23 protein-coding genes and 1 tRNA gene are annotated in these 25887 nt (G+C 53.3%); 17 read left to right on the plus strand and 7 right to left on the minus strand.

Going from position 1 to position 25887, the window contains the following annotated elements; translation table 11 throughout:
- The first annotated feature begins 1 nt into the window (after position 1).
- The 8 genes from ACR0L3_RS05110 to ACR0L3_RS05145 all read left to right on the plus strand — a co-directional run bounded on the left by ACR0L3_RS05110 (position 2) and on the right by ACR0L3_RS05145 (position 10305).
- Positions 2 to 1210, plus strand: coding sequence for a class I SAM-dependent methyltransferase (locus ACR0L3_RS05110; RefSeq protein WP_480744172.1), 1209 nt, complete (start codon positions 2 to 4; stop codon positions 1208 to 1210).
- A 16-nt stretch (positions 1211 to 1226) separates the two neighbouring features.
- Positions 1227 to 1667, plus strand: coding sequence for a TrgA family protein (locus ACR0L3_RS05115; RefSeq protein WP_480744174.1), 441 nt, complete (start codon positions 1227 to 1229; stop codon positions 1665 to 1667).
- A gap of 30 nt (positions 1668 to 1697) precedes the next feature.
- The gene (locus ACR0L3_RS05120) at positions 1698 to 2813 is read left to right on the plus strand and encodes an NUDIX domain-containing protein (protein ID WP_480744175.1); all 1116 of its coding nucleotides are present in this window, start codon (positions 1698 to 1700) and stop codon (positions 2811 to 2813) included.
- Between the two features lie 69 nt (positions 2814 to 2882).
- Positions 2883 to 3917: a cysteine synthase A gene (locus ACR0L3_RS05125; RefSeq protein ID WP_480744176.1), complete on the plus strand. Its 1035-nt coding sequence runs from the start codon at positions 2883 to 2885 to the stop codon at positions 3915 to 3917.
- Entirely contained in the window at positions 3917 to 6352 is a 2436-nt protein-coding gene (locus tag ACR0L3_RS05130; protein WP_480744177.1) for a DUF3772 domain-containing protein, read from the plus strand. The genes ACR0L3_RS05125 and ACR0L3_RS05130 overlap by 1 nt, the downstream gene beginning before the upstream one ends.
- 90 nt (positions 6353 to 6442) lie before the next feature.
- A tRNA-Ser gene (locus ACR0L3_RS05135) sits at positions 6443 to 6532 on the plus strand.
- Between the two features lie 438 nt (positions 6533 to 6970).
- Entirely contained in the window at positions 6971 to 8602 is a 1632-nt protein-coding gene (locus ACR0L3_RS05140; protein ID WP_480744178.1) for a bifunctional aspartate transaminase/aspartate 4-decarboxylase, read from the plus strand.
- 29 nt (positions 8603 to 8631) lie between these two features.
- Positions 8632 to 10305 (plus strand): aspartate:alanine exchanger family transporter, encoded by a 1674-nt coding sequence (locus tag ACR0L3_RS05145; protein ID WP_480744179.1) that lies wholly within the window; start codon positions 8632 to 8634, stop codon positions 10303 to 10305.
- A gap of 3 nt (positions 10306 to 10308) precedes the next feature.
- Here ACR0L3_RS05145 and aspT read toward each other — a convergent pair whose 3' ends face one another.
- Complete coding sequence (aspT, locus tag ACR0L3_RS05150) at positions 10309 to 12009, minus strand: aspartate-alanine antiporter (RefSeq protein WP_480744181.1); 1701 nt, start codon at positions 12007 to 12009, stop codon at positions 10309 to 10311.
- 295 nt (positions 12010 to 12304) lie between these two features.
- Here aspT and ACR0L3_RS05155 point away from each other — a divergent pair, with 295 nt between their 5' ends.
- From ACR0L3_RS05155 to ACR0L3_RS05180, 6 genes are all read left to right on the plus strand, one after another.
- A complete protein-coding gene (locus ACR0L3_RS05155) occupies positions 12305 to 12895 on the plus strand; it encodes a TetR/AcrR family transcriptional regulator (RefSeq protein WP_480744183.1) in 591 nt (196 codons plus the stop codon).
- On the plus strand, positions 12892 to 13155 hold the full coding sequence (locus ACR0L3_RS05160) for a hypothetical protein (RefSeq protein WP_480744185.1): 264 nt from the start codon (positions 12892 to 12894) through the stop codon (positions 13153 to 13155). Before ACR0L3_RS05155 ends, ACR0L3_RS05160 begins: the two co-directional genes overlap by 4 nt.
- A 9-nt stretch (positions 13156 to 13164) precedes the next feature.
- On the plus strand, positions 13165 to 14337 hold the full coding sequence (locus tag ACR0L3_RS05165; protein WP_480744187.1) for an aromatic ring-hydroxylating oxygenase subunit alpha: 1173 nt from the start codon (positions 13165 to 13167) through the stop codon (positions 14335 to 14337).
- Positions 14334 to 14807, plus strand: coding sequence for a hypothetical protein (locus tag ACR0L3_RS05170; RefSeq protein ID WP_480744188.1), 474 nt, complete (start codon positions 14334 to 14336; stop codon positions 14805 to 14807). The genes ACR0L3_RS05165 and ACR0L3_RS05170 overlap by 4 nt, the downstream gene beginning before the upstream one ends.
- Before the next feature lie 11 nt (positions 14808 to 14818).
- Positions 14819 to 15877 (plus strand): 2Fe-2S iron-sulfur cluster-binding protein, encoded by a 1059-nt coding sequence (locus ACR0L3_RS05175; RefSeq protein ID WP_480744190.1) that lies wholly within the window; start codon positions 14819 to 14821, stop codon positions 15875 to 15877.
- A 206-nt stretch (positions 15878 to 16083) separates the two neighbouring features.
- On the plus strand, positions 16084 to 16713 hold the full coding sequence (locus ACR0L3_RS05180) for a YrbL family protein (protein ID WP_480744191.1): 630 nt from the start codon (positions 16084 to 16086) through the stop codon (positions 16711 to 16713).
- Between the two features lie 21 nt (positions 16714 to 16734).
- Here the strand turns inward: ACR0L3_RS05180 and ACR0L3_RS05185 are convergent, their stop codons facing one another.
- Positions 16735 to 17646, minus strand: a complete 912-nt coding sequence (locus ACR0L3_RS05185; RefSeq protein ID WP_480744193.1) for a LysR family transcriptional regulator — start codon at positions 17644 to 17646, stop codon at positions 16735 to 16737.
- Positions 17647 to 17710: 64 nt separating this feature from the next.
- On the opposite strand from ACR0L3_RS05185, the gene ACR0L3_RS05190 reads away from it, so the two are divergent.
- Genes ACR0L3_RS05190 through ACR0L3_RS05200 form a run of 3 tightly spaced genes read left to right on the plus strand, consistent with a single transcriptional unit; the run spans position 17711 to position 19852 of the window.
- A complete protein-coding gene (locus tag ACR0L3_RS05190) occupies positions 17711 to 18553 on the plus strand; it encodes an alpha/beta fold hydrolase (RefSeq protein WP_480744194.1) in 843 nt (280 codons plus the stop codon).
- Between the two features lie 3 nt (positions 18554 to 18556).
- Complete coding sequence (locus tag ACR0L3_RS05195; RefSeq protein ID WP_480744196.1) at positions 18557 to 18805, plus strand: hypothetical protein; 249 nt, start codon at positions 18557 to 18559, stop codon at positions 18803 to 18805.
- A gap of 42 nt (positions 18806 to 18847) precedes the next feature.
- Positions 18848 to 19852 (plus strand): GlxA family transcriptional regulator, encoded by a 1005-nt coding sequence (locus tag ACR0L3_RS05200; protein WP_480744198.1) that lies wholly within the window; start codon positions 18848 to 18850, stop codon positions 19850 to 19852.
- Positions 19853 to 19860: 8 nt separating this feature from the next.
- Here the strand turns inward: ACR0L3_RS05200 and ACR0L3_RS05205 are convergent, their stop codons facing one another.
- The 5 genes from ACR0L3_RS05205 to ACR0L3_RS05225 all read right to left on the minus strand — a co-directional run bounded on the left by ACR0L3_RS05205 (position 19861) and on the right by ACR0L3_RS05225 (position 25848).
- Positions 19861 to 20421: a sarcosine oxidase subunit gamma gene (locus ACR0L3_RS05205; RefSeq protein ID WP_480744199.1), complete on the minus strand. Its 561-nt coding sequence runs from the start codon at positions 20419 to 20421 to the stop codon at positions 19861 to 19863.
- On the minus strand, positions 20414 to 23359 hold the full coding sequence (locus tag ACR0L3_RS05210; protein WP_480744200.1) for a sarcosine oxidase subunit alpha family protein: 2946 nt from the start codon (positions 23357 to 23359) through the stop codon (positions 20414 to 20416). Before ACR0L3_RS05210 ends, ACR0L3_RS05205 begins: the two co-directional genes overlap by 8 nt.
- A complete protein-coding gene (locus ACR0L3_RS05215) occupies positions 23356 to 23643 on the minus strand; it encodes a sarcosine oxidase subunit delta (protein ID WP_480744202.1) in 288 nt (95 codons plus the stop codon). Before ACR0L3_RS05215 ends, ACR0L3_RS05210 begins: the two co-directional genes overlap by 4 nt.
- A gap of 12 nt (positions 23644 to 23655) precedes the next feature.
- Positions 23656 to 24906 carry a sarcosine oxidase subunit beta family protein gene (locus ACR0L3_RS05220; RefSeq protein ID WP_480744204.1) on the minus strand — a complete coding sequence of 417 codons (1251 nt, stop codon included), beginning with the start codon at positions 24904 to 24906 and terminating at the stop codon, positions 23656 to 23658.
- Between the two features lie 84 nt (positions 24907 to 24990).
- Positions 24991 to 25848, minus strand: a complete 858-nt coding sequence (locus tag ACR0L3_RS05225; RefSeq protein WP_480744206.1) for a LysR family transcriptional regulator — start codon at positions 25846 to 25848, stop codon at positions 24991 to 24993.
- Positions 25849 to 25887 lie beyond the last annotated feature (39 nt).

Raw genomic sequence — 25887 nt, forward strand, 5'->3', positions numbered from 1 at the left:
GATGATCCTTACGACTACCGAAGGGCAAAAAGACCTGCCCAGATACTTTGCTCAAGTCTTCAAGATGCTGAACCGGATGGAGTCCGGTCGACTGGACATTGCTTTGCCGGATGGTCGCGTGTTCCGGTCTGAGGGTGCCAAGGCCGGACCGGTAGCGCGGGTAGATATTCACGATCCAGACGTTTTTTCGCGTTTGATCCGTGAAGGAGAGTTAGGTTTTTCTGACGCCTATTTGGAAGGTGATTGGAGTACCCCGGACCTGCGCTCATTCATGGATCTGGTGCATTTGGGCACCGAAACTGTCTACGACGATTTCACCGGTAAGTTTTTGGTTCAGGCGTACGAGCGCTTGCGTTTTTGGCTGCACCGTAACAATCGGCGTCAGGCCAAAAAAAATATCTCGTACCATTACGATCTGGGAAATGATTTCTACAGTTTGTGGCTGGACGAAACGATGACCTATTCAAGTGCTCTGTTCGAAACGGGGCAGGAAAGTCTGGAAAAAGCGCAAACGGCGAAATACGCAAGTCTTGTGGATGAGATGGGCGCGAAGCCCGGAGACCATATTTTAGAGATCGGCTGCGGCTGGGGTGGTTTCGCTGAATACGCCGCGAAAGAGCGTGGCCTTCGGGTCACAGGTTTAACCATCAGCCAGGAGCAGTTGAAGTTCGCCCAGCAGCGCATTGAAAACGCAGGTCTTTCCGATCTTGTTGAGTTTAAGCTGCAAGATTACCGTGATGAGCAGGGGCAGTATGACGGTATCGCATCGATTGAGATGTTCGAGGCAGTGGGACAGAAGTATTGGCCTGTCTACTTCGAAACTGTGCGGGATCGTTTGAAGCCTGGTGCACAGGCTACGTTGCAAATCATCACTGTCGCAGATCACAGATGGGAAATTTACAAAAACGGTGTTGATTTTATTCAAAAATATATTTTTCCGGGCGGAATGCTTCCAGCGCCAACAGTTCTAAAACAACAGGTGACTGAAGCGGGACTAAACGTTGTGAAATCCCGAGAATTCGGGAAAAGCTATGATCTAACCTTGCGTCGTTGGTATGATACCTTCAACGACAAATGGGACGAAATTTCCGAAATGGGCTTTGACGAGCGTTTCCGCCGCATGTGGAACTATTATTTGACCGCGTGCGGAGCAGCCTTTGACACTGGCAACTGCGATGTGACACAGATCACTATAGCAAAACCCAGTTAACAAACGGAAATTCCGAATGCCTACTGCTCCGCGTCTCGTTGCTTCTTTGTGCCTGATTGTTGTCGCGTTTATCGTTTCGTCGATGATTATCAGCAACGGGGAAGAGGGCAAGGACTACGGTTGGTTCACCTATGCCAACATGCTGATAGCATTTCTATGTGGCTGGAAGGTTATGGGTAAACGCGTCGGTCGCGGTTGGACAGCTGCTGTCAATAACGGTTTGACCGGCATGGCCGCGACAGTGTTCTGGTGTCTATTCGCTCAGGGCTGCAATGAAATGTTCCGGATGGCAATGCGCAACCGCTACGGTGGCCCATTCGAAGCTCTAATTTCTATTTTCGAGATCAGCGTTGAATACAGCAAACTTCTATTGAGCCCAGAAATCCTGTGGACTTTGGCGATCGGAGCACTTATCGCGGGGCTTGCAGCCGAAGAGGCTAACCGCCGCTGGCGGTAAATGACCTGAATTAGATCGAGTTTTGCTCTAGTGTCCGATTTGTTCTTTTACGGCACCCTCCGGCATTTACCGTTGCTGGAATGTGTGCTGGGCCGCCCCTTGTCGCAGGTAACAATCTCTGAGGCTACCCTTCCGGATCATGCGGTTTACGGCGTGGAGGGGCAGGCATTTCCGATGATAGTATCGGAATATGGCAGCTATGCCGAAGGCCTGTTGGTTCAGGGATTCAGTGAAGAGGACCTTAACCGGTTAGCTTACTACGAGGGTGGGTTTGACTACGACCTTAGCCCTCAGGACGTTGATTTAGTCAATGGTTTAAAGGCTAAAGCCAATGTGTTTTTCCCAGAGCCCGGCTTATGGTCACGTGATGCGCTCTGGTCTTTGCAAGATTGGGTCGACGAATGGGCCGAGGTGGTGGTTCTCGCCGCGCAGGAAGAGATGGCCTACTTTGGCTCAGTCGATGCAAGCAAAATTGCTAAAAACTTCGCGCCGATCCGAACAAGGGCTTGGGCCAAATTGGCCGCGCGCAAGCGTCAAACTGGTGATCCGCGCGACACGTCTAAGGATGTAATCGTCCAAAGCCACAGACATGCTTATATCAACTATTTCGGCGTAGAAGAGCTTGAAGTGAAGCATCGCCAGTACGATGGCTCGATGGGTTCAGTTCTGAACCGAAATGCGTTGATGCAAGGCGCTGCGGTTGTTGTTCTGCCATATGACCCTGTGCGGGATGTGGTGCTGCTGGTCGAGCAGTTTCGCGCTCCGGTGTATATGATTGAAGACCCTGAGCCGTGGATGTGGGAACCTGTGGCAGGCATGATCGATCACGGCGAAACTCCGGAACAAGCTGCCTATCGTGAAGCGCTGGAAGAGGCGCATGTAAGTTTGAACACATTGGAATATGCGGGTGGTGCGTATTCATCCAGTGGGTCTTCAACAGAGTATGTTTACCTCTACGTCGGTTTAGGTGATCTGACGCATACAATCGAAAATGGAGGATTGGCGTCTGAAGGTGAGGATATTCGAACCCAAATTCTTCCTTATGACACTTTCATACAGAAGGTTGATAATAACGAATTCAAGGATTTACCGCTTTTGTCGCTTGCCAATTGGTTAGCCAGACACCGTGATCGTTTACGCGGTTAAGGATCGCTGCTTGTGGTTGCCGCACCGCATCTGTAAATCTTCGATGACACGTAATGAAATGAGGGCGCCATGCGCATTGCACGAGACCTTGCCGACGCAGTCGGGAAAACACCGCTGATCAGGCTAAAGCGCATTAGTGAAGAGACTGGATGTGAGATTCTCGGCAAAGCCGAGTTCATGAATCCGGGTCAGTCGGTAAAGGATCGCGCCGCGCTCTACATCATCCGTGACGCAATTGCGCGCGGGGATCTAAAACCCGGTGGCACAATTGTGGAAGGCACTGCGGGTAACACCGGTATTGGCCTTGCTTTGGTCGGTGCGTCGATGGGTTTCAAAACGGTGATTGTGATCCCGGAAACCCAATCCGAAGAGAAAAAGGATATGCTGCGTTTGGCAGGGGCACAGTTGGTACAAGTACCGGCTGCGCCGTACCGCAATCCGAATAACTTTGTGCATTATTCCCGCCGACTGGCTGAAGAACTTGCAAAGACCGAACCAAACGGCGCTATCTGGGCCAACCAGTTCGACAATGTGGCCAACCGTCAAGCTCATGTGGAAACGACCGGCCCCGAGATTTGGGAACAGACCGACGGTAAGGTTGATGGTTTTGTTTGCGCTGTGGGTTCCGGCGGAACGTTGGCCGGAGTAGCGGACGCGCTGCAACCGAAAGGGGTGAAGATTGGTCTGGTCGATCCGATGGGGGCTGGACTGTACTCGTACTACACCACGGGTGAGTTCGCGATGGAGGGCAGCTCAATCGCTGAAGGTATTGGTCAAGTGCGCATCACCAAGAACCTCGAAGGGTTCAAGCCTGATTACGCCTATCAGATGACCGACAACGAAGCGCTGCCTTACATTTTTGACCTGCTGCGCGAAGAGGGGTTGGTCATGGGCGGTTCAACTGCAATCAATATGGCGGGCGCGGTGCGTTTAGCCAAAGACTTGGGGCCGGGCCATACTATCGTGACGATCCTTTGCGATTATGGCACACGCTATCAATCTAAGCTGTTTAATCCCGAATTCCTGCGCGAAAAAGAACTGCCGGTCCCGGATTGGATGACCGAAGCGCCGCGTAGCATTCCCGGCGTATTTGAGGACGTGTGATGCTGCGGCAGGTCCGCCTGTTTCTTGCACTATTTCTGGTTTGTTTAACCATGCTGGGCGGCCCTGCGGCCGCGCAGCTCACAGACCGACAAAGCGAATATTATCAAGGCTGGCTAAGTACGGCGACCCGCGCTGAGGCGGTTATTGAGGCGAACCGCGCCTCAAACGCTGCTTTGGAAAACCTGCGTTCAGAAATCAATGGTTACCGCGAAGACTTTAACAGGGCTCGTGGAGCAAACACTGATCGAATTCAAACTCTTGAAAGTCAGATAAAAGCCCTTGGTCCAAAGCCCGAGGGAGACGCAACTGAACCGGACGATATCGCCACAATCCGAACGCATCTGGAGGAGCAGCTGAACAGTCTGCGTGTTCCTCGGATAATATCGGAAGAGGCTTTCAGCCGTGCCAACGGCCTGATCAGTGAAATTGACCAAATTATTAGACACCGCCAAACAAAGGAGCTTATGGAACGCGGTCCGTCTCCGATTAATCCATCGTATTGGAGACCGGCTTGGGTCGACGTTAAGGAAGCTGTTCGCGCTCTTGTGAATGAGGTTACCGAAAACCTTCGCACTGATGTTGCGCGCGAGCAAATCCGCGAACGCGGTTTGGGAATCTTTGTTCTTGCGGTTGTTTCAGGCGTCCTTTTGGTGTTTGGCCGGAGTTGGTCTGAAAAAGGTGGAGATTACCTTCGAAGTCTGGGTGGGTCAGGGACCGGAGTCTGGACTTTTGTAATCTCACTACTGCGTATCATTTTACCTTGGCTTGGTGTTCTTGCGGCGGTCACTGCTATCAGCTTGACTGGGGTGTTAGGCTTACGCGGCGCACTTCTTTTGGACGAAGTTCCGTACTGGGCGGCAATTATCCTGTTTTACGATTGGATCGGACGTCAGATTTACCTGATGGGGCAATCGCAAGGATTTAAGCGGCTGTCCGCTGCCAAAATCAAGGAACTGCGTGTCTACATCGATTTGCTGGCGTTGATGCTGATTTTGCACGAGTTGGCGAACCTGTTTGAGCAAATTGAAAATATTTCGGATTCCACGCGCGCCGTAGTCAGTTTTCCTGTCGTGGTCTTCACGGCGCTGCTGCTGCTTAGGGTCCGGCATATCCGAACAAACGAAATTCAGCAGGACGCACCAGATTCAACAGGTACAACACGTGCGGCAGGTTTCAGTCAGCTCGTAGAATTCCTTCGTCGCGCCTTGTTCATTCTAGGTATGGCCACACCCGTTCTGGCGATATTCGGGTACACGAATGCGGCAGAGGCAATTGTTTTTCCAGCGGTTAAAACGCTCGTCCTGATTGGTGCTTTGGTGATTTTCCAACGCTTTATCACTCAGGTCTACGGTTGGATAACCGGGCAGGGCGAAGCTGTTTGGGACTCGTTGTTCTCTGTGCTTGTGGGCTTTGCTCTTGCGATTTTGGCGCTGCCGATCCTCGCGCTCTATTGGGGCGCGCGTGAGACGGATTTGCGCGAAGCCTGGTCACGGCTTCTGCTAGGCTTTGATATCGGTGGGGTCACGATCTCGCCCACCAACTTCTTCACTTTCGTGATTGTCTTCCTGATCGGCTACGGCCTAACTAGAATGCTGCAAAGTGGGTTGCGAAACTCACTACTGCCTAAAACCAGTATCGATCCGGGCGGGCAGAACGCGATTGCGGCAGGCACTGGCTATGTAGGGATTTTTCTGGCCGCGCTGATCGCCATCATGGTCGCGGGCTTTGACTTGTCGTCATTGGCAATTGTAGCGGGTGCCTTGTCAGTTGGTATCGGCTTTGGCCTTCAGACCATCGTTTCGAATTTCGTGTCGGGCATCATCCTGTTGGTTGAACGGCCGATATCGAAGGGCGACTGGATCGACGTAAATGGGATGATGGGCTACGTGCGCGACATTTCGGTTCGGTCCACTCGGATTGAAACATTCGACCGGACTGATGTGATCGTTCCCAACTCGGACCTGATAAGTGGCGTGGTAACAAATTACACCCGTGGCAATACTATTGGTCGGGTTATCGTTCCTGTGGGTGTGGCCTATGGTACGGATACCAAAAAAGTTGAAAAGATTTTGGGCGAGGTCGCCAATTCTCATCCTATGGTTTTAGCCCATCCCGCGCCTAGTGTGGTGTTCCAGGGATTTGGTGCGGATTCTCTTGATTTCGAAATCCGCGCGATCTTGCGGGATGTGAATTGGGTTTTGTCGGTGAAATCCGACATGAATCATGAAATCAACCGACGGTTTGTCGAAGAAGAAATCGAGATACCATTCGCGCAGCGCGATGTCTGGCTGCGGAATCCCGAGGCTTTGCACGGTCAGGAACCCGCGCAACAACCAGTGACCACAACAACCGACGCGCCTTCTGAGCAGCACTCTACCAAGCCTGTTGGCATGACCGAGACCGACTTGGCGGATGGCGAAGGGGATGAGGTTTAGCTAGGCAGGAGGGAGAACGACAGAAGGTTGAAATTTAGCCTTATTCGCCCCTTGCAAATCCCCCGACGATGGTCCAAATATCGCGCCCACGGAGAGGTGGCCGAGTGGTCGAAGGCGCACGCCTGGAAAGTGTGTAGGCGGGAAACCGTCTCCAGGGTTCGAATCCCTGTCTCTCCGCCACTTTTGCTTGCGGAAAACGTCAGTCGTGCAGGATCAGACTACCTGTTTTCATTGTGGCTTATTCTTCCACACCTTCAGCAAGCTGGACTAATCAATATTGATGCTATTGACGTTTCCACGTTGAGAATTGGTTGGGTGAAAGTAGATCCTGCCGGATTGCACCGCCAGCCTTCCCAGTTGCGAACCAAAGCTACTCAACCTTGGAAAGCTATTTGGTTCAATCTGCGGAGGTCTGAATGCGTGTTGCCAGATAAAATCCATCAATATCTTAGTCCCAACCCTAAGGTCATTGATCCTTTGGGCCGGTTCGACGGAGTGAAAAAGGTCATTCACGGGGACATGCCTACTGCACCGCACACTGTTGTTTACACAGACACATTTCCTTGCGTACGATCCGAGTAAATTGGTCCGATCTTTATAACGCAAGGGTTTAACATCATGCCAGAAACACTGAACCTGCATAAGTTTGAAAACCTAAGTCCTTTCCAGATCAAAGATGAATTAATCAAGCTGGCTCAGAAAGAGTCGCGCCAAATGGCTTTGCCATACCTGAATGCCGGTCGTGGCAATCCCAACTGGATCGCCACCAAGGCGCGAGAGGCGTTCTTTCTTCTTGGACAGTTCGCGATGACCGAAGCGCAACGCCATCGTGATGAACCGCAGGTTGGGTTGGCTGGGATGCCGCAGGGGCCGGGCTGCTACAACCGGCTCAAGGCTTATTGCGCGGACACGATTGAGAAGAAAGGCCCACCGGGCGCGGATACTTTGGTCTCTGTGGTCGACTATGCGATTGAGAAGTTCGGCTTTACACCAGACGATTTTGTACTGGAACTGACCGACGGTATCGTGGGTGACCATTACCCGATGCCGGATCGGTGCATGCAGCATAACGAAGCAATCGTCCATGAATACGTTATGTGGGCGATGTGCGCCGGCTATCGACCCGAAGCCAAGTTTGACATCTACGCGGTAGAGGGTGGTACCGCGGCCATGTGCTATATCTTCAAGGCGCTTAAAAACCAACGCCTGCTGAATGCCGGTGATACCATCGCTCTGGGGACACCGATTTTCACACCTTACTTGGAAATGCCCGTGCTGGAGGACTATGGGCTGAACGTGGTCGATGTGTCCTCGGAAGAGGAAGACCATTTCCAGCTTACCGATGACGATCTCGAACAGTTGGCTGATCCCAAGGTCAAAGCCCTGTTTCTGGTTAATCCGGGCAACCCATCCTCAGTCGCGATCAGCCCCGAGGTCATGACACGGTTGGTCGAATTCGTCAAAACCCGTCGTCCTGACCTGATTATCCTGACAGATGACGTCTATGGGACTTTTATTCCAAATTTCCAATCGGTGATGGGTCACTTGCCTGAGAATACGATCGGGGTCTATTCCTATTCCAAGTATTTTGGCTGCACGGGCTGGCGGCTTGGTGCGATTTTGGTAGCCGAGAACAACATCTTCGATCGGATGATCGCAGAAGCACCCGAGGAAACTAAGGCTGTCGTCAACGCGCGATATGAAGCGCTGACTCCAGATCCGTCGTCTTTCAAGTTTATCGACCGAATAGTCGCCGACAGCCGGGATGTCGCGTTGAATCACACGGCAGGCCTTTCGTTGCCGCAGCAGGTGATGATGACGCTGTTCTCACTGGTTGAGTTGATGGACGAAAAGAAAGCGTATCAGGCGTTCTGTTGGGGCATTCTGAAGCATCGCTTTGATGAACTGGTCGACGGGATGGGTATCGAAGTGCCGGACAACCCACTGTTCGACAAGTATTACGGCATCATCGATTTCGAATTCTGGCTACGCAAATACGTGGGGGAAGAAGTCGTCGAGTGGATCAAGGAGAATGTCCACCCGCTGGATATTTCGTTCAAGCTGGCCCAGGACCACGGGATAGTGCTGTTGAATGGCTCGGGATTTGACGCTCCGAACTGGTCAGCGCGGGTGTCGTTCGCCAATCTGGATGACAGTGCCTATCGTCAGATCGGCCGCGCGGTCCGAGCGGTGGCGGTTGGATACGTGCAGGCCTATCGCGCCTCGAAAGGTTTACCGTTGCACGGCTAGACGAGCGAGTGGGGGACGGGGAGATTTTCATGGAATGGATAGGGTCGATCTTTGGGCACCATCCCGCTCTGGCCCTGTTTTGCAGCCTTGCCCTTGGATACACGTTGGGTCAGATCTCCATCGGCTCGTTTACCGTTGGTTCGGTGGCTGGCTGCCTTTTGGCTGGGGTTTTGGTTGGTCAGACCGGTGTCGTCGTATCGGATGACGTAAAAGAAGCGTTTTTTATGTTGTTCCTGTTTTCCATCGGATATCGAACCGGACCACAGTTCTTTCGGTCTATGAACTTGCACGCGTTGCCGCAAATCGCTGTCACGGCGTTACTGTGTGTTGTGGCGTTGGGGGTTGCGCTTCTGCTTGCTCCGCTAATGGGGTTGTCAGTTGGGATTGCCGCCGGGCTTTTGGCTGGCGGCGTCACAGAAAGCGCAACGTTGGGCGTGGCTATCGACGCATTTGCCAAGTCCGGGGCTGACGAAGCAGCACAACAGATTTTCGACAGTGAAATCGCGACCGGGTTCGCGGTTGCTTATTTCGTTGGTGTCATCGCAACGATCTTTTTCCACACCCAGCTGGCCCCTCGGTTTTATGGCCGTTCGCTTAAAGAGGCTTGTGCGGAATACGAAGCGAAGATTGACGACAACGGCGCCCCAATGGCGTCTGAACATCGTGATTTCGAAGCCCGAGCTTATCGCATTAACCCTGAACTTGAAGGGCATACCATAGCCGAGATCGAAGCTCGGGTGCCCGAACATGTCCGCGCTTTCTTTGATCGCGTACGGCGAGGAGGCAAAATCCTACCCACGTCGCGTGATATGGTGCTGCAGCATGGTGATATCGCAGCCATTGCGGGGGTGCGTTCCTATTTAATAGACCACACCGCCATGCTGGGTGAAGAGGTGGAAGACCCTGAGCTTCTCGACCTTCCGGTTCAGACCAACGATATCGTTGTCACCAACACTGAGGTGGTCAACAAGACCTTGGCCGAGTTATCGGTCCGTCCAGAAGCACGCACCATATATCTGCGAGGTATTATGCGCAGCGGCGAACGACTTCCGATCTTTTCCGGAGTGACCTTACATAAGGGTGATGTGCTGACCCTGTCGGGCACCCGCAGCCACATTGAGGATGCCGCTGCACGATTGGGCTATTTGGACCGTGAATCCAGCAAGACGGACATGATTTTTGTCGCGTTTTTTATTCTACTGGGCGGGTTAGTTGGAATTCCGGCTTTGAAATATGGGGCAGTAGAGCTGGGATTGGGCACCTCGGTCGGGGTGTTGTTGGGCGGTCTGGTGGCGGGATGGTTGCGCTCGGTTCACCGAACATTTGGCTTTGTGCCCGAGGCAACGTTGTGGATTTTCGACTCGCTAGGCTTGTGCGTCTTCGTAGCGTGCGTAGGGATTACATCCGGAACCAGTTTCGTGGCCGGTGTGGTGGAAGATGGCCCGACACTGGTCTTAGGATCAGTAGCAATTGTGTTGCTGGCCCACGGAACTGCGGTGGTTGTGGGTCGCAAGATCTTTGGAATTAACGAGGGCGTATTGGCAGGTACTTGCTGCGGAGCAGGGACGTCGGCGCCCGGCCTTGCCGCTGTGCAGGAAGCGGCGCAGAGTCAGGTTCCTACGTTGGGTTATGGTCTTGGCTACGCAGTCGGCAACGTGCTGTTAGCGCTTTGGGGATCAGTTATCGTTATCCTGCTGATGTAGAGCTTATGGTACGAAGGCTACGACCAATGGCCCCCAAAGTGTCAGGAAAATGTTTGCAACCGCATAGGTCATGGTAAACGCAGGCGTTGGCGTAGAGTTTCCGGCCTTCTCTAGCAGTGTGGCAAAGCCAGGATTTCCGGATCGAGATCCCGTGACCACTGCACAAGCTTCGATCGGGTTTTTAATACGCAACGCAAAATAGTTGATTGGGAACTGAACAATCATTGGCATCAGCGTAACGACGACACCCAAAAGCAAAAGGATGATGCCGTATTGCTGGATTGCCTCTAGTGCAGGTTTACCTGCGTTCAGGCCAACGACCCCAACAAAAACTGCCAGTCCAAAGCTCTGCAGGAAATTCGCGGCACCGCGATTGATACCACCGATCTTGGGTCTTCGGATACGCAAGTATCCTATGATCAGTCCAGTGACGAGGCACCCGAGACCCGAGCCTAGCGCAACCTTCGTGCCTGCAATAACAAAGCTGATTTCACCGATCAGGTAACCGACCGCCACACCGATCCCCAATGCAATGAAATTGGTGACCGAAGCGGCGGGCGGCACATATCCCGCCATCTTTGAAACTCGGTTCAAATCGTCTTTATGGCCGACGATGCTAACCTCATCACCTGCGTGGATTTCGGTGTTATGCAGCACCGGAATATCGTGCCCCATGCGGGTAATTTTTGAGATGTGGACACCGCGCCGCTGATCGGCGGTCAACGCATCGCGTATCTCGGCCAGTGTCTTTCCAGTCAATTTGCGGTTGGTCACCACGACGTTGCGGCGTTCTTCAACTATGGTCAACTCGGGTGGGTACTCTCCGACTTCACCGCTGGCTGTCCTTTCGAATTGTGTCAGTGTGCCAACCAGTGCGGACACCACGATCACGTCGCCTGCGCTTATTTGCGTGTCGGGCTTGGGTTCGACTGGGGCACCGTCATGTAGCAATTTCTCGACGATGAGATCACCGTCATAGCTGCCTTCAATTGCCTTTACCGTCTGTCCTGCAATCGACGCATCTGCATTCACTTGATAGGCACGGGCATCGAACCGGTTCATTGGTAGAAACTCGCCTTCCTCGAGCTTGCGACCACCGCCGCTGAGCTTTTGGGCCAGCTTGATCGCCTCTTGCCGCAGGTCTACTCGCATAATGATCGGAATGATGCTGACCGCCAGAATTGGGCCGATAGAGCCAAAGATATACGTAACCGAATAGCCTACGGCGATATTGGTTTTTAGTTTTTCAGCTTCATCCGAAGCGAGGCCCAGCAAGTCGATGGCGTTACCGGCGGTGCCTATGATGGCCGATTGGGTCAACCCGCCAGCCGCTAGACCCGCAGCCAGACCTTTGTCCAGCCCGGCAAGTCTTGCGACGACAACAACAAAGAACAACCCCCACAGGGTCATCATGAAAGCAGCCAGCAGCTTGGTCAGTGCCGTTCGATTCAAGGCGGCAAAAAACTGCGGTCCGCCGTTGTAGCCGACCATAAATATGAACAACGAGAAAAAGATGTTCTGGACATCCGTGCTTAGGTTGATCCCACCAATTTGTCCCACGAACACGGCCACAAGCAGTGTTCCGGCAATTCCGCCAAGTTCAAACTTGCCAACCCGAAATTTGCCGACGCCGTACCCAAGGCCCAGGCACAAGAAAAGCGCCATGATTGGAAAGGTGCGGAGCTGTTCAGCGATCAATTCCATTTTGAAGTCTCCAGGGTTCCTGCACTGGTTGGTCTGGCGTCTTAGTGGTCTGATTAAAAAGAAGATTTGGACTTCTTTCGACGCTTTGGTGTTAGGTAAGCACCAAGATTGGATTCTGTCAAATTTGATCCATCTGAATGCCTGAAGGTGGTATTTGCATCCGTAATTCACTTTGAGATGCGGCGCGGTTGATGAGGCATTGTTTCGACTTTGAACACTTCATTATTTAAATCGTCAATGTTGACAAAAAACTTTTTTGCATTAATTGTCATCAATGACAGTAAAAGAGGTGCTGATGCCACGACCTTCGCTCAAAGACCAAAGGTCTAACGAGATACTCGACGCCTATTTAACGTGTGTGGCGCGGTTCGGACTGGATGGTGCGACGCAAGAACGGATCGCGGAAGAGGCCAGTGTAAAACGCCCTTTGCTGCGTCATTACCTTGGGAACAAGGATGAAATGATAACTGCGCTTGCAGGGTATGTGATCGAGGGGTTCGCAGAAGCGTTGAATGGGCTACGCAATGCTTTGCCCGACAATGCAACGCCTTCGGATCTCGTTGAAATATTGTTTTCCGACGACAGCGGAACCGACCCAAGACTGATGTTGGCGTATCAGGCGCTGGTGACGGCGGTTCCCGAACGACTGGACCTAAGACAAGGTCTGATGGAAAGTCTTACAGAGTTTTTGGACTTTGTTGAGGTGATCCTTCGTCGGGGGGTCAAATCGGCTTCGGACGCAAATATTCGCGCTGTAACACAAGGCGTCTCGGCGATCTTTGTCAGTATGGACGCTTTATCCCCATTAGATCCGCCCCAATCCTGGCGCGAAGATCTGAAGCGCGCGGCCGCTTTGCTGGTATCTACTCTTGAGGCAAAGAAATGAGTCTAACCAGAGCCGCAAATTACATCGCGCTGCCCATCCTGTTGGTTGCCGCAGTTCTTGAGTTTTATTGGGTATGGGGATTGCTTTTCGTCTGGTGGATCGTTCCTACAATTGTGAACAGGCAGGCTTTCCTAGTGTTTGAAATCAACCGCGAAGAAGACCCTGTTCTATATTGGAGTATCGTAAGTCTTTGGGCTGTTTTAGGGCTAACGATGATCGCCGCCAGCCTATTTCCTCAATATGCTCACTTGCTTGTCTGAGGTGTGTCGATGACGAAAATGTACCATCATCTTCCTGCGAAGGCCTACACCTCTCAAGACTGGTTTGATCAGGAACAACTGCTCATTTTTTCGCGAACATGGCGCTATGCTGGTTTGGTTGAAGACATCCCCGGACCTGGTCATTACCTGTCGGTGCAGGCAGGGTTAAACAACCTTTTCATTGTCATGGGCCGCGACCACCGGTTGCGCGCGTTCCACAACATCTGCCGTCATAGGGGCACACAGTTGATCCGCGCGGTTGGCAAGACGCAAAAGGCGCTGACCTGCCCGTATCATGACTGGACGTATGATCTTGAGGGCAATCTGATTTCTATTCCTGACGAGGAGGCGGAATTTCCTGAAGGCGTCGACAAATCCTGTCTTGGCCTCAAGCCCGCTAGTGTAGATATTTGGCGCGGAATGTTGTTCGTGCATCCCGAACCGAACGCGCCGACCCTTGCTGAATGGTTCGGTGAAGTAGACCCATTCTTGGGCCCGCATAAGCCCGAAAACCTAGTCGAATACCCGGATGCGCGTAAGTGTTATGAAGTTAAGGCTAACTGGAAGATCGTCGTTGAAAACTACATCGACGTATATCACCTGAGCCATCTGCATTCAAATACGCTGCACATGTATGACCATGCAAAGTCTGAATATGGCTGGAAGGGTCCACATTATCATTTTTGGGAACCCCCGTCGGCGGCATATGCGAAGGATCTTGAAGCCAACCTACCGATGCCGCGCGCGATCCCGGAACCGCATGTCGGTACGTGGGTTCCGATGTTGTTTCCGGGCATTGGCATAGGGGCCAGCGAGGAAAGCTGGAACCTGTTCATAATTACCCCATTGGCACCCGATCTGACACGGGTAGAGAACCGCTCGAAACTTGCCAACGCATCCGATTGGGCATTTCAGAAACAACAATGGAAAAGCTGGAACTTCTGGAAGAATTTCGGCGGCGCGAAATACCAAGAGGATGACGTTAGTGGCGAAGATGATCCAATGGCGTCCGGTGATTTTACAGCCGAAGATATCTATGCCTGCGAACAGCAGCAAAAATCCCTGAAAAGCCCTTATTTTGAGGTCGGTCCTGCTGGGGTTGGTGAAAGCCCGATTACACACCACCAAAAAGTGGTGTTGAACTTCCTGCATGAACTCGAAAGCCGCGGAGAAAAGCCATGAAGCCGGTACAAGCCACAATTATCGGCGTCATACTTGCGTCGACGCTCGTACTGGCAACACATGCAGATACGCCGGAAGATGTTGCGGCACGGATCGTGCAGGCTGAGGACGAGCAGAGCCTGTTAGCAACGTGGAACGATTGGCATCCCGATGCCGAGCACAAGATCATCATAAAATACGGTTTGGGCCAGAAAGATGAAATCTTCTCATACCGTGTGGCGGACGACCTTGCCTTTGATGAGTCCGAATTTGCAGAAGTGTTGCAGGGGTATGCAGAAACCAGTCGAACCGAGCCCGAGATAACGTCGCAAATAGAAAGCGGCGTTTCGCGCGTCACTACCGTGATCAACGTTGGCTATACTTGGGAAGGGTACCAAGGCACTATGCGGCAAACGGATGAGTTCGTATTTGCGCCCTATCTTGGTGGAACAGTTATCCGCTCGTTGACTACCACCTACGATTACCGGTGAAGCTAAGCGCCATGCAAAACGACTTCTATGCCCTGATTGTATCGAAAATTCGCAAAGAGATCGGCGGAGCTGCCACCACTGTGACTTTTGATGTACCAACAGTCCTTGCCAGTATTTTCCAATGGCGCGCCGGACAACACCTGACTGTCAGGTTCAAAATTGGCGGTGAGGAATACAGACGCAGTTACACAATATCGAATCCTCCGGGTTCGGAACTACGTATCACTGTTAAGCGCGTGAAGGACGGTGTTGTTTCCAATCACATAGGCGACACATTGACAAAGGGCGACAGCGTTGAGGTGATGCCTCCCTTCGGTCAATTTTTTCTGCTACCCGGACCTCTGAAACGCCGCACACATTACTTTTTCGGGGCGGGAAGCGGCATTACTCCTCTGTTTGCGATGATCAATTCGGTTCTCAAAGACGAGCCGCATTCCGCGGCGCACTTAGTCTATGCCAATACCAATGCCGATAGCATTATCTTCCGTGAAGAACTCGAACTATTGCGGGATCAATACTCACACAGGTTCACTGTCCGCCACATCCTGTCTCGACCCTCATTGCTGAGTTGGTTCAAGCCATGGCGGAGCGGGCACTTGGATGCCAATGCAATCCAAGAGGTTTTATCCCTCTCGCCACCAGTGGCGCAGGATACTCAGTATTGGGTCTGCGGTCCTGGCAGTATGAACGCGGATGTTCGTTCAACTTTGCTTGGCTTGGACGTTCCGGATGGTCGCATACATTCGGAAAATTTTGGTGGTGACGCAGAAAGCGACCTGAGCGTTCAGGGCGTTGCCGCAATCGCCAAAATTACGCTGGAAGGTGAAACTTCGGATGTTCCAATAGGAGCCGGTCAGACGATACTTGATGCCGCCAAGTCGGCGGGGTTGAATCCTCCATTTAGCTGTCAGTCAGGGTTTTGCGGCGCATGTATGGCCCACCTGATAGAAGGAACCGTGCACATGAGAAATCGTATGGCGTTAGAGGACGATGACATTTCCAATGGCTTGATCCTGTGCTGCCAAAGTGTGCCCACGAAAAACAAACTTGTCGTAAAGTTCGAGAACTGATCGTTCGCTTTGATTGGCATAAGAAATGCACAGCTCTTCATTCGCAAATTGGAAATTTTTCGAACGTTTTGGGGAGCTTAAATATTGGGTTTTGCTTTTGTGATGTGCGGTACTTTGCTTGTGAATAAGCACGGCCTTGTGGCCAATTGTAACGACAATAAGAACCAACTAAGAAAAGTCTCAGAATTCTGCAACCAGCGCCAATATTGACGCGGGTACTTCATGAATTGGACCTGACAGACATGATCGACCTTAGCGGCCAGACACCTTTGCGAAACAGCAACAACTATAAGATTTTCCAGCATCCCGAATTTGAAGGTGCATTGCTAAAAGTTCGTGTGGACGAACCTTCGAGCAGGCGTTTTTGGCTGAGATATGCAGAGCGGCGCTATGGCAATCTTCGGCAGTGGAACCGTGAAGCAAACGAATACCTTGCTGCCTTGAACCGCGGTTGCCCCGAGATCGAACGCTTGGCCAGGTTCATGGGATATGCGCCGACTTCTGAAGGGCCAGCATTGGTTGTTGAGAAACTGACTGGGCCAGACGGCGATCTTGCGCCAACCCTTAGGACCGAGAGGGCTGCATTGGCAGAAGATTCAGTGGCTCGCAAAGAGTTGCGTGAAGAGTTTTTGGAACTGTTGGATGATCTTGAACGCGGACGGATCATTGTTGGTGATATGGGCCCCGACAACATAGTTCGCGCGCAGGAGCGTGGCGGTAAGTTGGTTATCATTGATGGTTTGGGTGAACGGGTATTGTTGCCTGTAACCTTGTTCAGTGACTTAGCTTTCCGCAAATCAATTGAACGTCGTCGGCAACGTTTGTTTAAGGCGTAGATTGCTAACAGTGGTCTGGTTTTAACCCGCAATCCGCAAGGGGACAGCAGCTTCAACTTCTTTGCGGATTTCCTCTATCAGTGCCATCGCCGCTGGGTTTCGACGTTTCAGAGAAGTGCGTGCGACATAGGCAACATCGGGTGGGGCTGGGAATAGATCGTCAATCACCTCTATATCCGGTGTTACGTGCATTCCGTTCAGCAGCGCGACGCCAAGTCCAGAGCGTACTGCGGATTGGATGCCGGCTGCGCTGGGGCATTCCAGCACATTGTCAAAGCGATGTGGGCCATGACCCAAGCCCCATTGCTTGAAAAAGCACTGACTGTCGAAAGACAGAAATGGCACAGGTTTCGAGGCGTCCAAGCGAAACTCGGGCGATTTCACCCAGTGCAGGCTATCCTCGAATAGTTTCAGATCACCGGGTAACACGTCTTTTCGAAAGATTTGTATGACGGCGACGTCCAGTTCGCCAGCTTTCAACCAAGCCTGAACATTCAGGCTTTGACTTGTGCGCGTGCGGACTTGAACGTCTGGATATAAACGCGTGAAACGCCCCAAAATTCTTGCAATACCACTTGTCGTCGTATCTTCGGTCATACCCAGTCGGATGGCGCCGGTCAGTGGTTTCTTGCCCAAAGAACCTAACGCTTCGTCGTGCAGTTCCGTGATCCGGCGGGCATAGTCGCATAGCCTCTGACCAGCTTCGGTAAACATGGGGCCACCGGCGCGACGAGCTAACAGGTCGCAGTCCAAGGTTTGCTCCAATCGCCGAATCTTATGGCTCACGGCTGATTGCGATAGGGCCAGGTGTTCTGCTGCACGTGTTACGCCCCCATGCGTTGATATGGCGAGAAGAGCGCGTAGTGCATCTATTTCCAAACGTTCATTCATTTCGGCAGCCATGACAAAACTAGGTGGTGATATGACAATCATTCATTTGAGTCATAGTGTAGCGTTGGTTTAGTCACAAGGAAAGACAAAACCCAGGAGACCGGACATGTCGCACCTCGTCACGAAACACGTGTTAATCAACGACACTCGCATTGCGTACGGCACCTATGGCGCGGGAGAGCCCGTTGTGCTGATCCACGGCACTCCGTCATCGTCTTACATTTGGCGCGACGTAGTGCCGAACTTGGTGGGTGCTGGATACAAAGTTCACGTGTATGATCTGTTGGGGTTTGGTTTGTCCGAACGGCCTTGGGACCCATCGATTGACACATCTGTTACCGGTCAAGTGCCAATCCTTGAGGGTCTGCTGGACCTGTGGGGTCTAGACGACCTGCATGTCATCGCCCACGATATTGGCGGTGCCGTGGCTCCGCGATTTGCCGTTCAGTCACCAGAACGGGTCCGATCTTTGACCCTAATCGACGTTGTCAGCTTTGACAGCTGGCCGTCCAATCGCACCAAAGAACAGATGCAGACGGGCTTGCAGAATCTGGTTGATGCTCCGAACGCAGATCACAGGGCGCACTTTCAGCAGTGGCTGCTTTCAGCTGTGCAAAACAAAGAGCGCTTGGCTCAGACCTCACTGGATACTTATCTCGATTTCATCAGTGGCCCTATTGGACAAGGCAGCCTGTTCCAACATCAGGTTCAGCATTACGACGCTAAGCACACAGAGAGCATTGCTTATGAAAAACTTGGCGCCTTGCCAGTGCAATTGATTTGGGGTGCAGATGATGCGTGGCAGGTGCTGGATTGGGCACACAAACTGAATGAGGCCATTCCAACCTCGGAACTTCATATATTAGAGAACTGCGGGCATTTTGCGATGGAGGATCAACCCGATCAGATCGCCACCCTGTTGATTGATTTCCTCAAGCGGAATGGGTGAGTTATGGCAAAAATTGAAAACTCGCGCCGTGGTTTGACGACGGTTTTTGAGATTACAGGATCCGTGCTGGCGATGGCTTATGCGTTGTTGATCGCCTCGAATGTCGGTGCCGAGCTCCTGGGATTTACACTGCTGCTTTTGTCGTCGGCCTTGTTTGCTGCCTGGGCTTCCATTGACCGCCGTTGGACTTTTCTGTTGTTGCAGGGGTTCTATGCAACTTCTGCTATTATCGGATTGATCCGCTGGGCATAAACTACGCATGGGGCTGCGGCCTTTTTCTGCTAGGACAGCTATATGCGTATGGAAAATAAAATTAAGATCGGCTTTCTTCTGTTCGACGGTTTTCCGATGGCTTGCCTGACTTCGGTGATCGAACCGTTACGGGCGGCCAACGAAATTGCCGGGCAAGAGGCATTTAGCTGGTCTTTGATCTCGGAACAGGGTCAAAAGGTTCAGTCCAGCGCAGGTGTCGGTTTCGAAGCCGAGCGATCATTGGCCGATAGCAGGGACATTGACATATTGTTTCTGCTTAGCAGTCCAACTTCGGTTTTCGATAACCCAAGTTTTGGAAACGGCATTTTGCGCAGCCTTGGTCGGCACGGTACAGTTCTGGGTGGGATCAGCGCGGGTGTTTTCCCGCTGGTGCGTTCTGGCGTGATGCAAGGTCATCCGGTGTCCGTGCATTGGTGTTATGAGGCTGCATTCGAGGTTGAATTTCCCGACATGGATGCACGCAGCGAAGTGATCGTTCGGAACGCCAGTCGCACGACTGTTTCGGGTGCAGCGGCAGGGTTTGATTTGGCGCTTCACCTAATTGAGGATCGGCTTGGCAGTGATGTCGCACACGAGGTCGCCTGTTGGTTCCAACATCCGATGATGCGCGGGGCAGGGGTGCGTCAGCAGGTACCCAGTGCCAACGTGCCGGGAACGGGTGACAGCCTTCCGCCATTGGTGTCGCGATGTGTAAAGCTGTTTTCTGGTCATCTGAGCCAGCCGATTTCGATTGCAGTGGTTGCGCAGCGGATGGGTGTAACACCACGCCAAATCGAACGGGCATTCAAGCAGGCCACCGGCCAAAGCCCCAGTCACTATTACCGTTCAATTCGCATGAAGGCGGCACGGCAGATGGTTGTGTATACTAAGGACCCAATACCCGAGATAGCCTTGGCCGTAGGATATGGATCGGTCGCGCCGTTGGTTACACATTATCGTGCGGCTTTTGGTCTAAGTCCCAGTGAAGATCGGCGCAGAATCAACCGCTTCCGCGTCGAAGATAATGCACCGCTTCCATCGGTCTGAGTCGCTTTTTATAAAGCCGAGCGCATAGCCGTTAGTACGGCATGGTGCAGCGAACCAGCCGAGGATCGTGGGCCGTATATGCTGAAACTTTCATTTGTTCGACAAAGTACAAAGCAGCTGATGTGATGGATTGAACAGCGCGCGGCGCTGCCTTCCTTCAACTTGCGCAAATCGAGTTGGCATAGCAGTTCCAGAACGCCCGGAATGTTGCCTCCGTCCAGATCAAACCGAACCCAGCCGTCGGTCTGCTCGGTGACTGAGGCGGCGTCGCCCATAACTGCCCTCACTTGAGCGGCAAGGTCTTCGTGCGTTTCAAATGGGGCCTCAACCATCCATTGGTCTGGCCCGGCCCAAAAGGCGCTGATCGTTGTGCCGGCCCAATGACCTACACCCGGGGTAGGGGCGTCGATCAGCTCGGCTAGTGCTTTTTCAGTCTGAGTCTCTTGCCCCATCCGGGCTGCAACCGAAGCCAATGCGATGCCTGGTACTTCGGTGCACGTAACCCCAGACACCGAATCTACACGCGGTTCAGTTCCACCCAGGGCAGTTATCGCGACAAGATCATGCACGTAGACGTTCTCCTTCAGGGTCGACGAAATGCGCCGATACAAGCTCTACCTCGACGGTCAGATCGGTCAGCGGCGAAACCAGGCGCATTTTCTCGCCCAGCCTTTCGGCACCATTTTTCACGAGGCCCAGCCCAATGTTGCTATTGAGTATCGGTGAATAGACAGCCGAAGTGACATAGCCTTGATCATGGGCGGCATCCACGGGCCCGTCGAAATTCATCAGATGCCCTCCTGCCGTTACCTTGTCTTCAGGTTGCACAGGTTTAATCCCAACAAGACGCAGTACATCCGGTTCAACCAACGCACCACGTTCTGACAACACAAGGCCGACACTGTCCTTTTTCTTAGAAACCATCTTGCCCAGCCCAAGGTTCAGCGCTGTTGTTGTGCCGTTCAATTCATTGCCTGCTGCGTGGCCTTTTTCGACCCGCATCACGCCCAGTGCTTCGGTACCGTAAGGAACAACATCGAACTCTTCACCTTCGGTCATCAGACGCCGCATCAGCGCATCGCCATAGCGGGACGGAACGGCCACTTCATAGGCCAGCTCGCCCGAGAACGAAATCCGGAACAGCCGGGCTCGCAACCCGCCGCAGACGGTGATGTTGCCGCAAGCCATGAAGGGAAATGCCTCGTTCGACAGATCGAACTCGGCATCGACGATCTTCTGTAGTAGTTTGCGCGAGTTTGGTCCGGCCACCGCGTATTGCGCCCAGGATTCAGTGGTTGAGATCAACTGGACGTCCATATCGGGATACAAACACTGTCGGACAAATTCCATGTGGCGATAGACACTTACGGCGTTGGCTGTGGTCGTGGTGACAACGAAATGATCCTCGGCCATGCGCGCCGCGGTGCCGTCATCCATGACCATTCCGTCCTCGCGCAGCATCAGGCCATATCGGGTTTTGCCCACTGCCAGTTTGGCGAAGCCATTTGCGTAAACACGGTTCAGAAATTCCGCTGCGTCCGTGCCTTGCACATCTATTTTGCCCAGCGTGGTGCAATCGCAAACCCCGACCGAAGCGCGCGTCTGACGCACCTCGCGGTCGACCGATTGCCTCCAATGTGTCTCGCCGGGCAGTGGAAACCACTGCGCCCGCAACCAATTGCCAGCCTCTACAAAAACCGCGCCACGTTCCTTTGCCCAATGGTGCGAGGGTGTTAGGCGGGTCGGGTGGAACTCTGGCCCCTTCATTCGGCCTGCGAAGGTAGCAATCGGGACTGGCGTATAAGGCGGGCGGAAGATGGTCGTGCCAACCTCTGGGATCGACTTGCCCGCTACCTCAGCCATGATCGCCAAACCTGTGATGTTCGACGTTTTGCCCTGATCGGTTGCCATGCCCAGCGTTGTGTATCGTTTCAAATGTTCGACCGAACGGAACCCTTCTTGATAGCTGAGCTTCACGTCTTTCACGGTTACGTCGTTCTGCTGGTCCACCCAGGCACGTTTGCATCCCTCAACGTACCAAAAAGGTGTCTGTTCGACTGGCGCGTCCTCAGCCTCGGGTAGGGTCGGCATGGCACCTTTCAGGTCCAGCGCCTCGATTGCAGCTGCTGCTCCGGACTGCAGAGCTCCGTGAGTGGACATCACCCCATTGGCCGCGCCTGCGACCGTTAAACCCACAGGCAGATCAGCGCCGGGAACAAACGCAGCCAATGTGTCGTTCCACACGGGGCGTCCACGTTGGTGGCATGTAAGGTGTACGTTCGGATTCCAACCGCCGGAAACGCCCAGCGCACCGCAATCGAGCGTGCGAATTGAACCGTCGGGTAAGGCAACTTCGACAAACGTCAGCCCACGACGGCCTTTGGTGTCAACGACTTGCGCGCCTCGCAGGACTTCATAATCGTAACTGGTGGGCGCATCCTCTCGCACATCGACAACGCCGACAATTTTGACGCCCTTGGCGTGCAGATCAGCCGCTGTGCGGTGGCCATCATCGTTGTTGGTAAAGATCGCCACGCGTTGAGATGCTGTGGCGGCGAAGCGATTGGCATAGGTTCGCAGAGCGCTGGCCATCATGATGCCCGGCCGATCGTTGTTTTCAAACGAAATCGGGCGTTCTGTGGCCCCCGCGCAAAGCAGCGCCTTTTGGGTATATATGCGCCACAGGATTTGACGAGGTTTGCCAGCGGGCAAGGTGGGTAAATGGTCTCCGGTCCTCTCTACTGCACCATAAATGCCGTGGTCGAAGGCTCCGATTACTGTCGTGCGGGGCATCAACCGGACATTTGGCAGAGAAGATAGTTCAGCGACAGCGTTCGCTGCCCAGTCTGCTGCGCTGTGATCACCCAGCGAGAAAGTTTCGCTGTTCAAGCGTCCGCCGAGCGTAAAATCTTCGTCAGCTAGAATAACATCTGCACCGGCTCGTCCGGCCGTCAATGCCGCCATCAAACCTGTAGGCCCAGCGCCAATGATCAGCAAATCGCAGTGGCGGAAACCTTTGTCGTATTCGTCTGGGTCGGGCTCCATCGACAGGGAACCCAAACCAGCAGCTCGTCGGATAATTGGCTCATATAGTTTTTCCCAAAATGCGGCCGGCCACATAAAGGTCTTGTAGTAAAAACCCGCCGACAGAAAGTTCGAGAAAAGATCATTCACCGCCAGCGCATCAAAATTCAGGCTGGGCCATCGGTTTTGCGATTGCGCCTCGAGTCCTTCGAACATTTCAACCGTTGTGGCGCGGGTGTTGGGTTCTTTGCGATTACCCGTGCGCAGTTCGACGATGCCATTGGGCTCTTCCGAGCCGGCAGTCAGCAACCCACGCGGTCGGTGGTACTTAAAAGATCGTCCAATCAGGCGAACGTCGTTGGCCAGCAGGGCTGACGCCAGCGTATCGCCAGGATGGGCTGCATAGCTGCGCCCATCAAAGCGGAAAGAGAGTGAGGTGTTGCGGTCGATCTGACCACCATCAAGCCTGTTCGTTTGTGTCATTTGGAACGCCCCAATGTGCGGGCCACGTCGCGGGCCAATTCCACCTTTGAAATCTCATGCGTCAGTGTGTTGCGGGCGACGACTATCCAAGACCGATCTCCAGCCTCGTGATACCAAAGCTCCTGATGCTCTCCGGCGGGATTGTCTCGTAAGTACCCATATTCATAGAACTCCTCAGCCGCGTTTTCGGCCTGCCAGTCGGGGCGGTTGATCAAAGATGCATCGCCTAGATAGGTGAATTCCGATGCATCGCGCGGGCCCAGAAGGGGATGGTTGATAATCATGGCTATTTCCCCTCAGTGCAGGTTTGGTTGGTTGCCCGCGCCGCGTTCATCGATCATCCGGCCGGTCTGGAACCGGTCGAGGCGATAGGTCGTGGCAACCGGGTGCGGTTCATCCTTCGCCAGCAGATGTGCAAAGCAATGACCCGAGGCCGGAGTTGCCTTGAAGCCGCCGTAGCACCACCCGCCATTGAAATAGAGCCCTTCGACCGGCGTTCGGTCAATGATGGGTGAACCGTCCATCGACATGTCCATCACACCCCCCCACATCCTCAGCAGGCGCGCGCGGCCGATGATGGGCATAAGGGACATACCGCCCTCACACACATCCTCGACCACCGGGAGGTTTCCGCGTTGAGCGTAGGTGTTGTAGCCGTCGATATCGCCGCCAAAGACTAACCCGCCCTTGTCGGATTGGCTGATATAGAAATGACCAGCCCCATAGGTGATGACGCTGGGCAGAACCGGTTTCAGGCCCTCAGAGACAAAGGCCTGAAGCACGTGGCTTTCGATGGGCAACCTCATTCCGGCCATGCCCATTACGCGTCCGGAACTTCCTGCGACTGCGCAGCCAACTTTGTTTGCTCCAATGAAACCCTTGGTGGTTTCGACACCCAGGCACTTACCGTTTTCGACCCGCAGACCTGTGACCTCACAATTCTGGATGATGTCGACGCCGTGCAAATCGGCTGACCGTGCAAAACCCCAGGCTACTGCATCGTGGCGCGCTGTCCCTGCGCGGCGCTGCACCAAACCACCTTTGATCGGAAAACGCGCATCGTCGAAGTTGAGATAGGGATGCTCTTGCCGCACTTGTTCGGCATCCAGCAATTCTGCATCCGCGCCATGCAGGATCATTGCATTGCCGCGCCGAACAAACGCATCGCGCTGGCCGTCTGTGTGGAACAGATTTAGGATGCCACGTTGGCTCATCATGGCGTTGTAGTTCAGGTCCTGTTCTAACCCTTCCCAAAGCTTCATTGAGAATTCGTAAAACGGTTCATTCCCGTCCAGCATATAATTCGAGCGGACAATTGTTGTGTTCCGCCCCACATTGCCGCCGCCAATCCAGCCTTTTTCAACAACCGCGACATTGCGCTGACCATAGACCTTGGACAGGTAGTGCGCGGTAGCCAGCCCGTGACCGCCGCCGCCAATCACGACAATGTCGTAATGCGGCTTAGGTTCGGGTTCGCGCCAGACCGGTTTCCACCCTTTGTGGCCGGTAAGCGCTTCTTTGATGACACGGAAGCCTGAGTATCGCATGAATCGGACCTTTTTTTCCAGAATTCACTAATCTGAGGCGTTTGGATATCCTCAGATGCGACATCGACTGTTCTGAATCAGACTTTACGTCTGCGTCTTGCCACTCAGTGTTTCGGAAAACCATTCGACAAAAGCATCGACTTCGGGCGAACGGCGCTGGACCGCCAAAAAATACCCTTCGGTGGCCTGAGCGGCAGCCTCGGTAGCGCGTGTGACTTGACCGGTATTCAACGCGTGGTCTGCGATCAAAGCATTTACTAAAGCTACTCCATTTCCCGTAGTAGCAAGTTGCAAGGCAAGCCCATAGGAATCAACGTAGAAAGACGGCGTGTGAGTTGAACAACCCGTCGCTTCACCCCAGGAGGCCCAATTATCCGAGGTGCCTACAGCCTCGATCAGCGGAAGGTCATGAAGCTCATTGGTTAACTTCGGTGATTTCACCGCCACCAATTGGTTCGGTAAAAGAGGGGTGGCATCTCGGCCAACCTGTTTTGCTGACCCGAACCGGATCTCGATATCTGCGCGTGAGGCCGCGTATTCATCCGGCCAAATCGTGCTGACGAAGCGTATTGACGTGTCGGAATTTTCCGCTTGAAACTGAGGTAAGGCCGGTGAAATGACCCATTCTAGAACACTGACCGAGGCTGCGACTGTGATGTGCCGCGCCCGTTCTTCGGCCAAGTAAGGAGAAGCTGCCGAGTGCAGCATCTGAAGCGCGGCCTCAACTTGCGGTAGCAGTTTGCGCCCCTCGTCGGTTAGCGACAGGCCGCGCGCATGGCGATGAAATAGCACTACGCCCAGGCGTGTCTCCAGCGATCTAATCTGCTGACTGACGGCAGATTGCGTCAGACCAATTTCTTCGGCCGCTGCAGTTGAACTTAACCGTCGGGCGGCGGCTTCGAACGATCTGAACCACGTTAATGGGGGCAGGGTTTTCGCCATTGGTAACCTACATATTAAAGTCACTAATACCTAAGACCG

Source organism: Ruegeria sp. CK1, assembly GCF_056536545.1.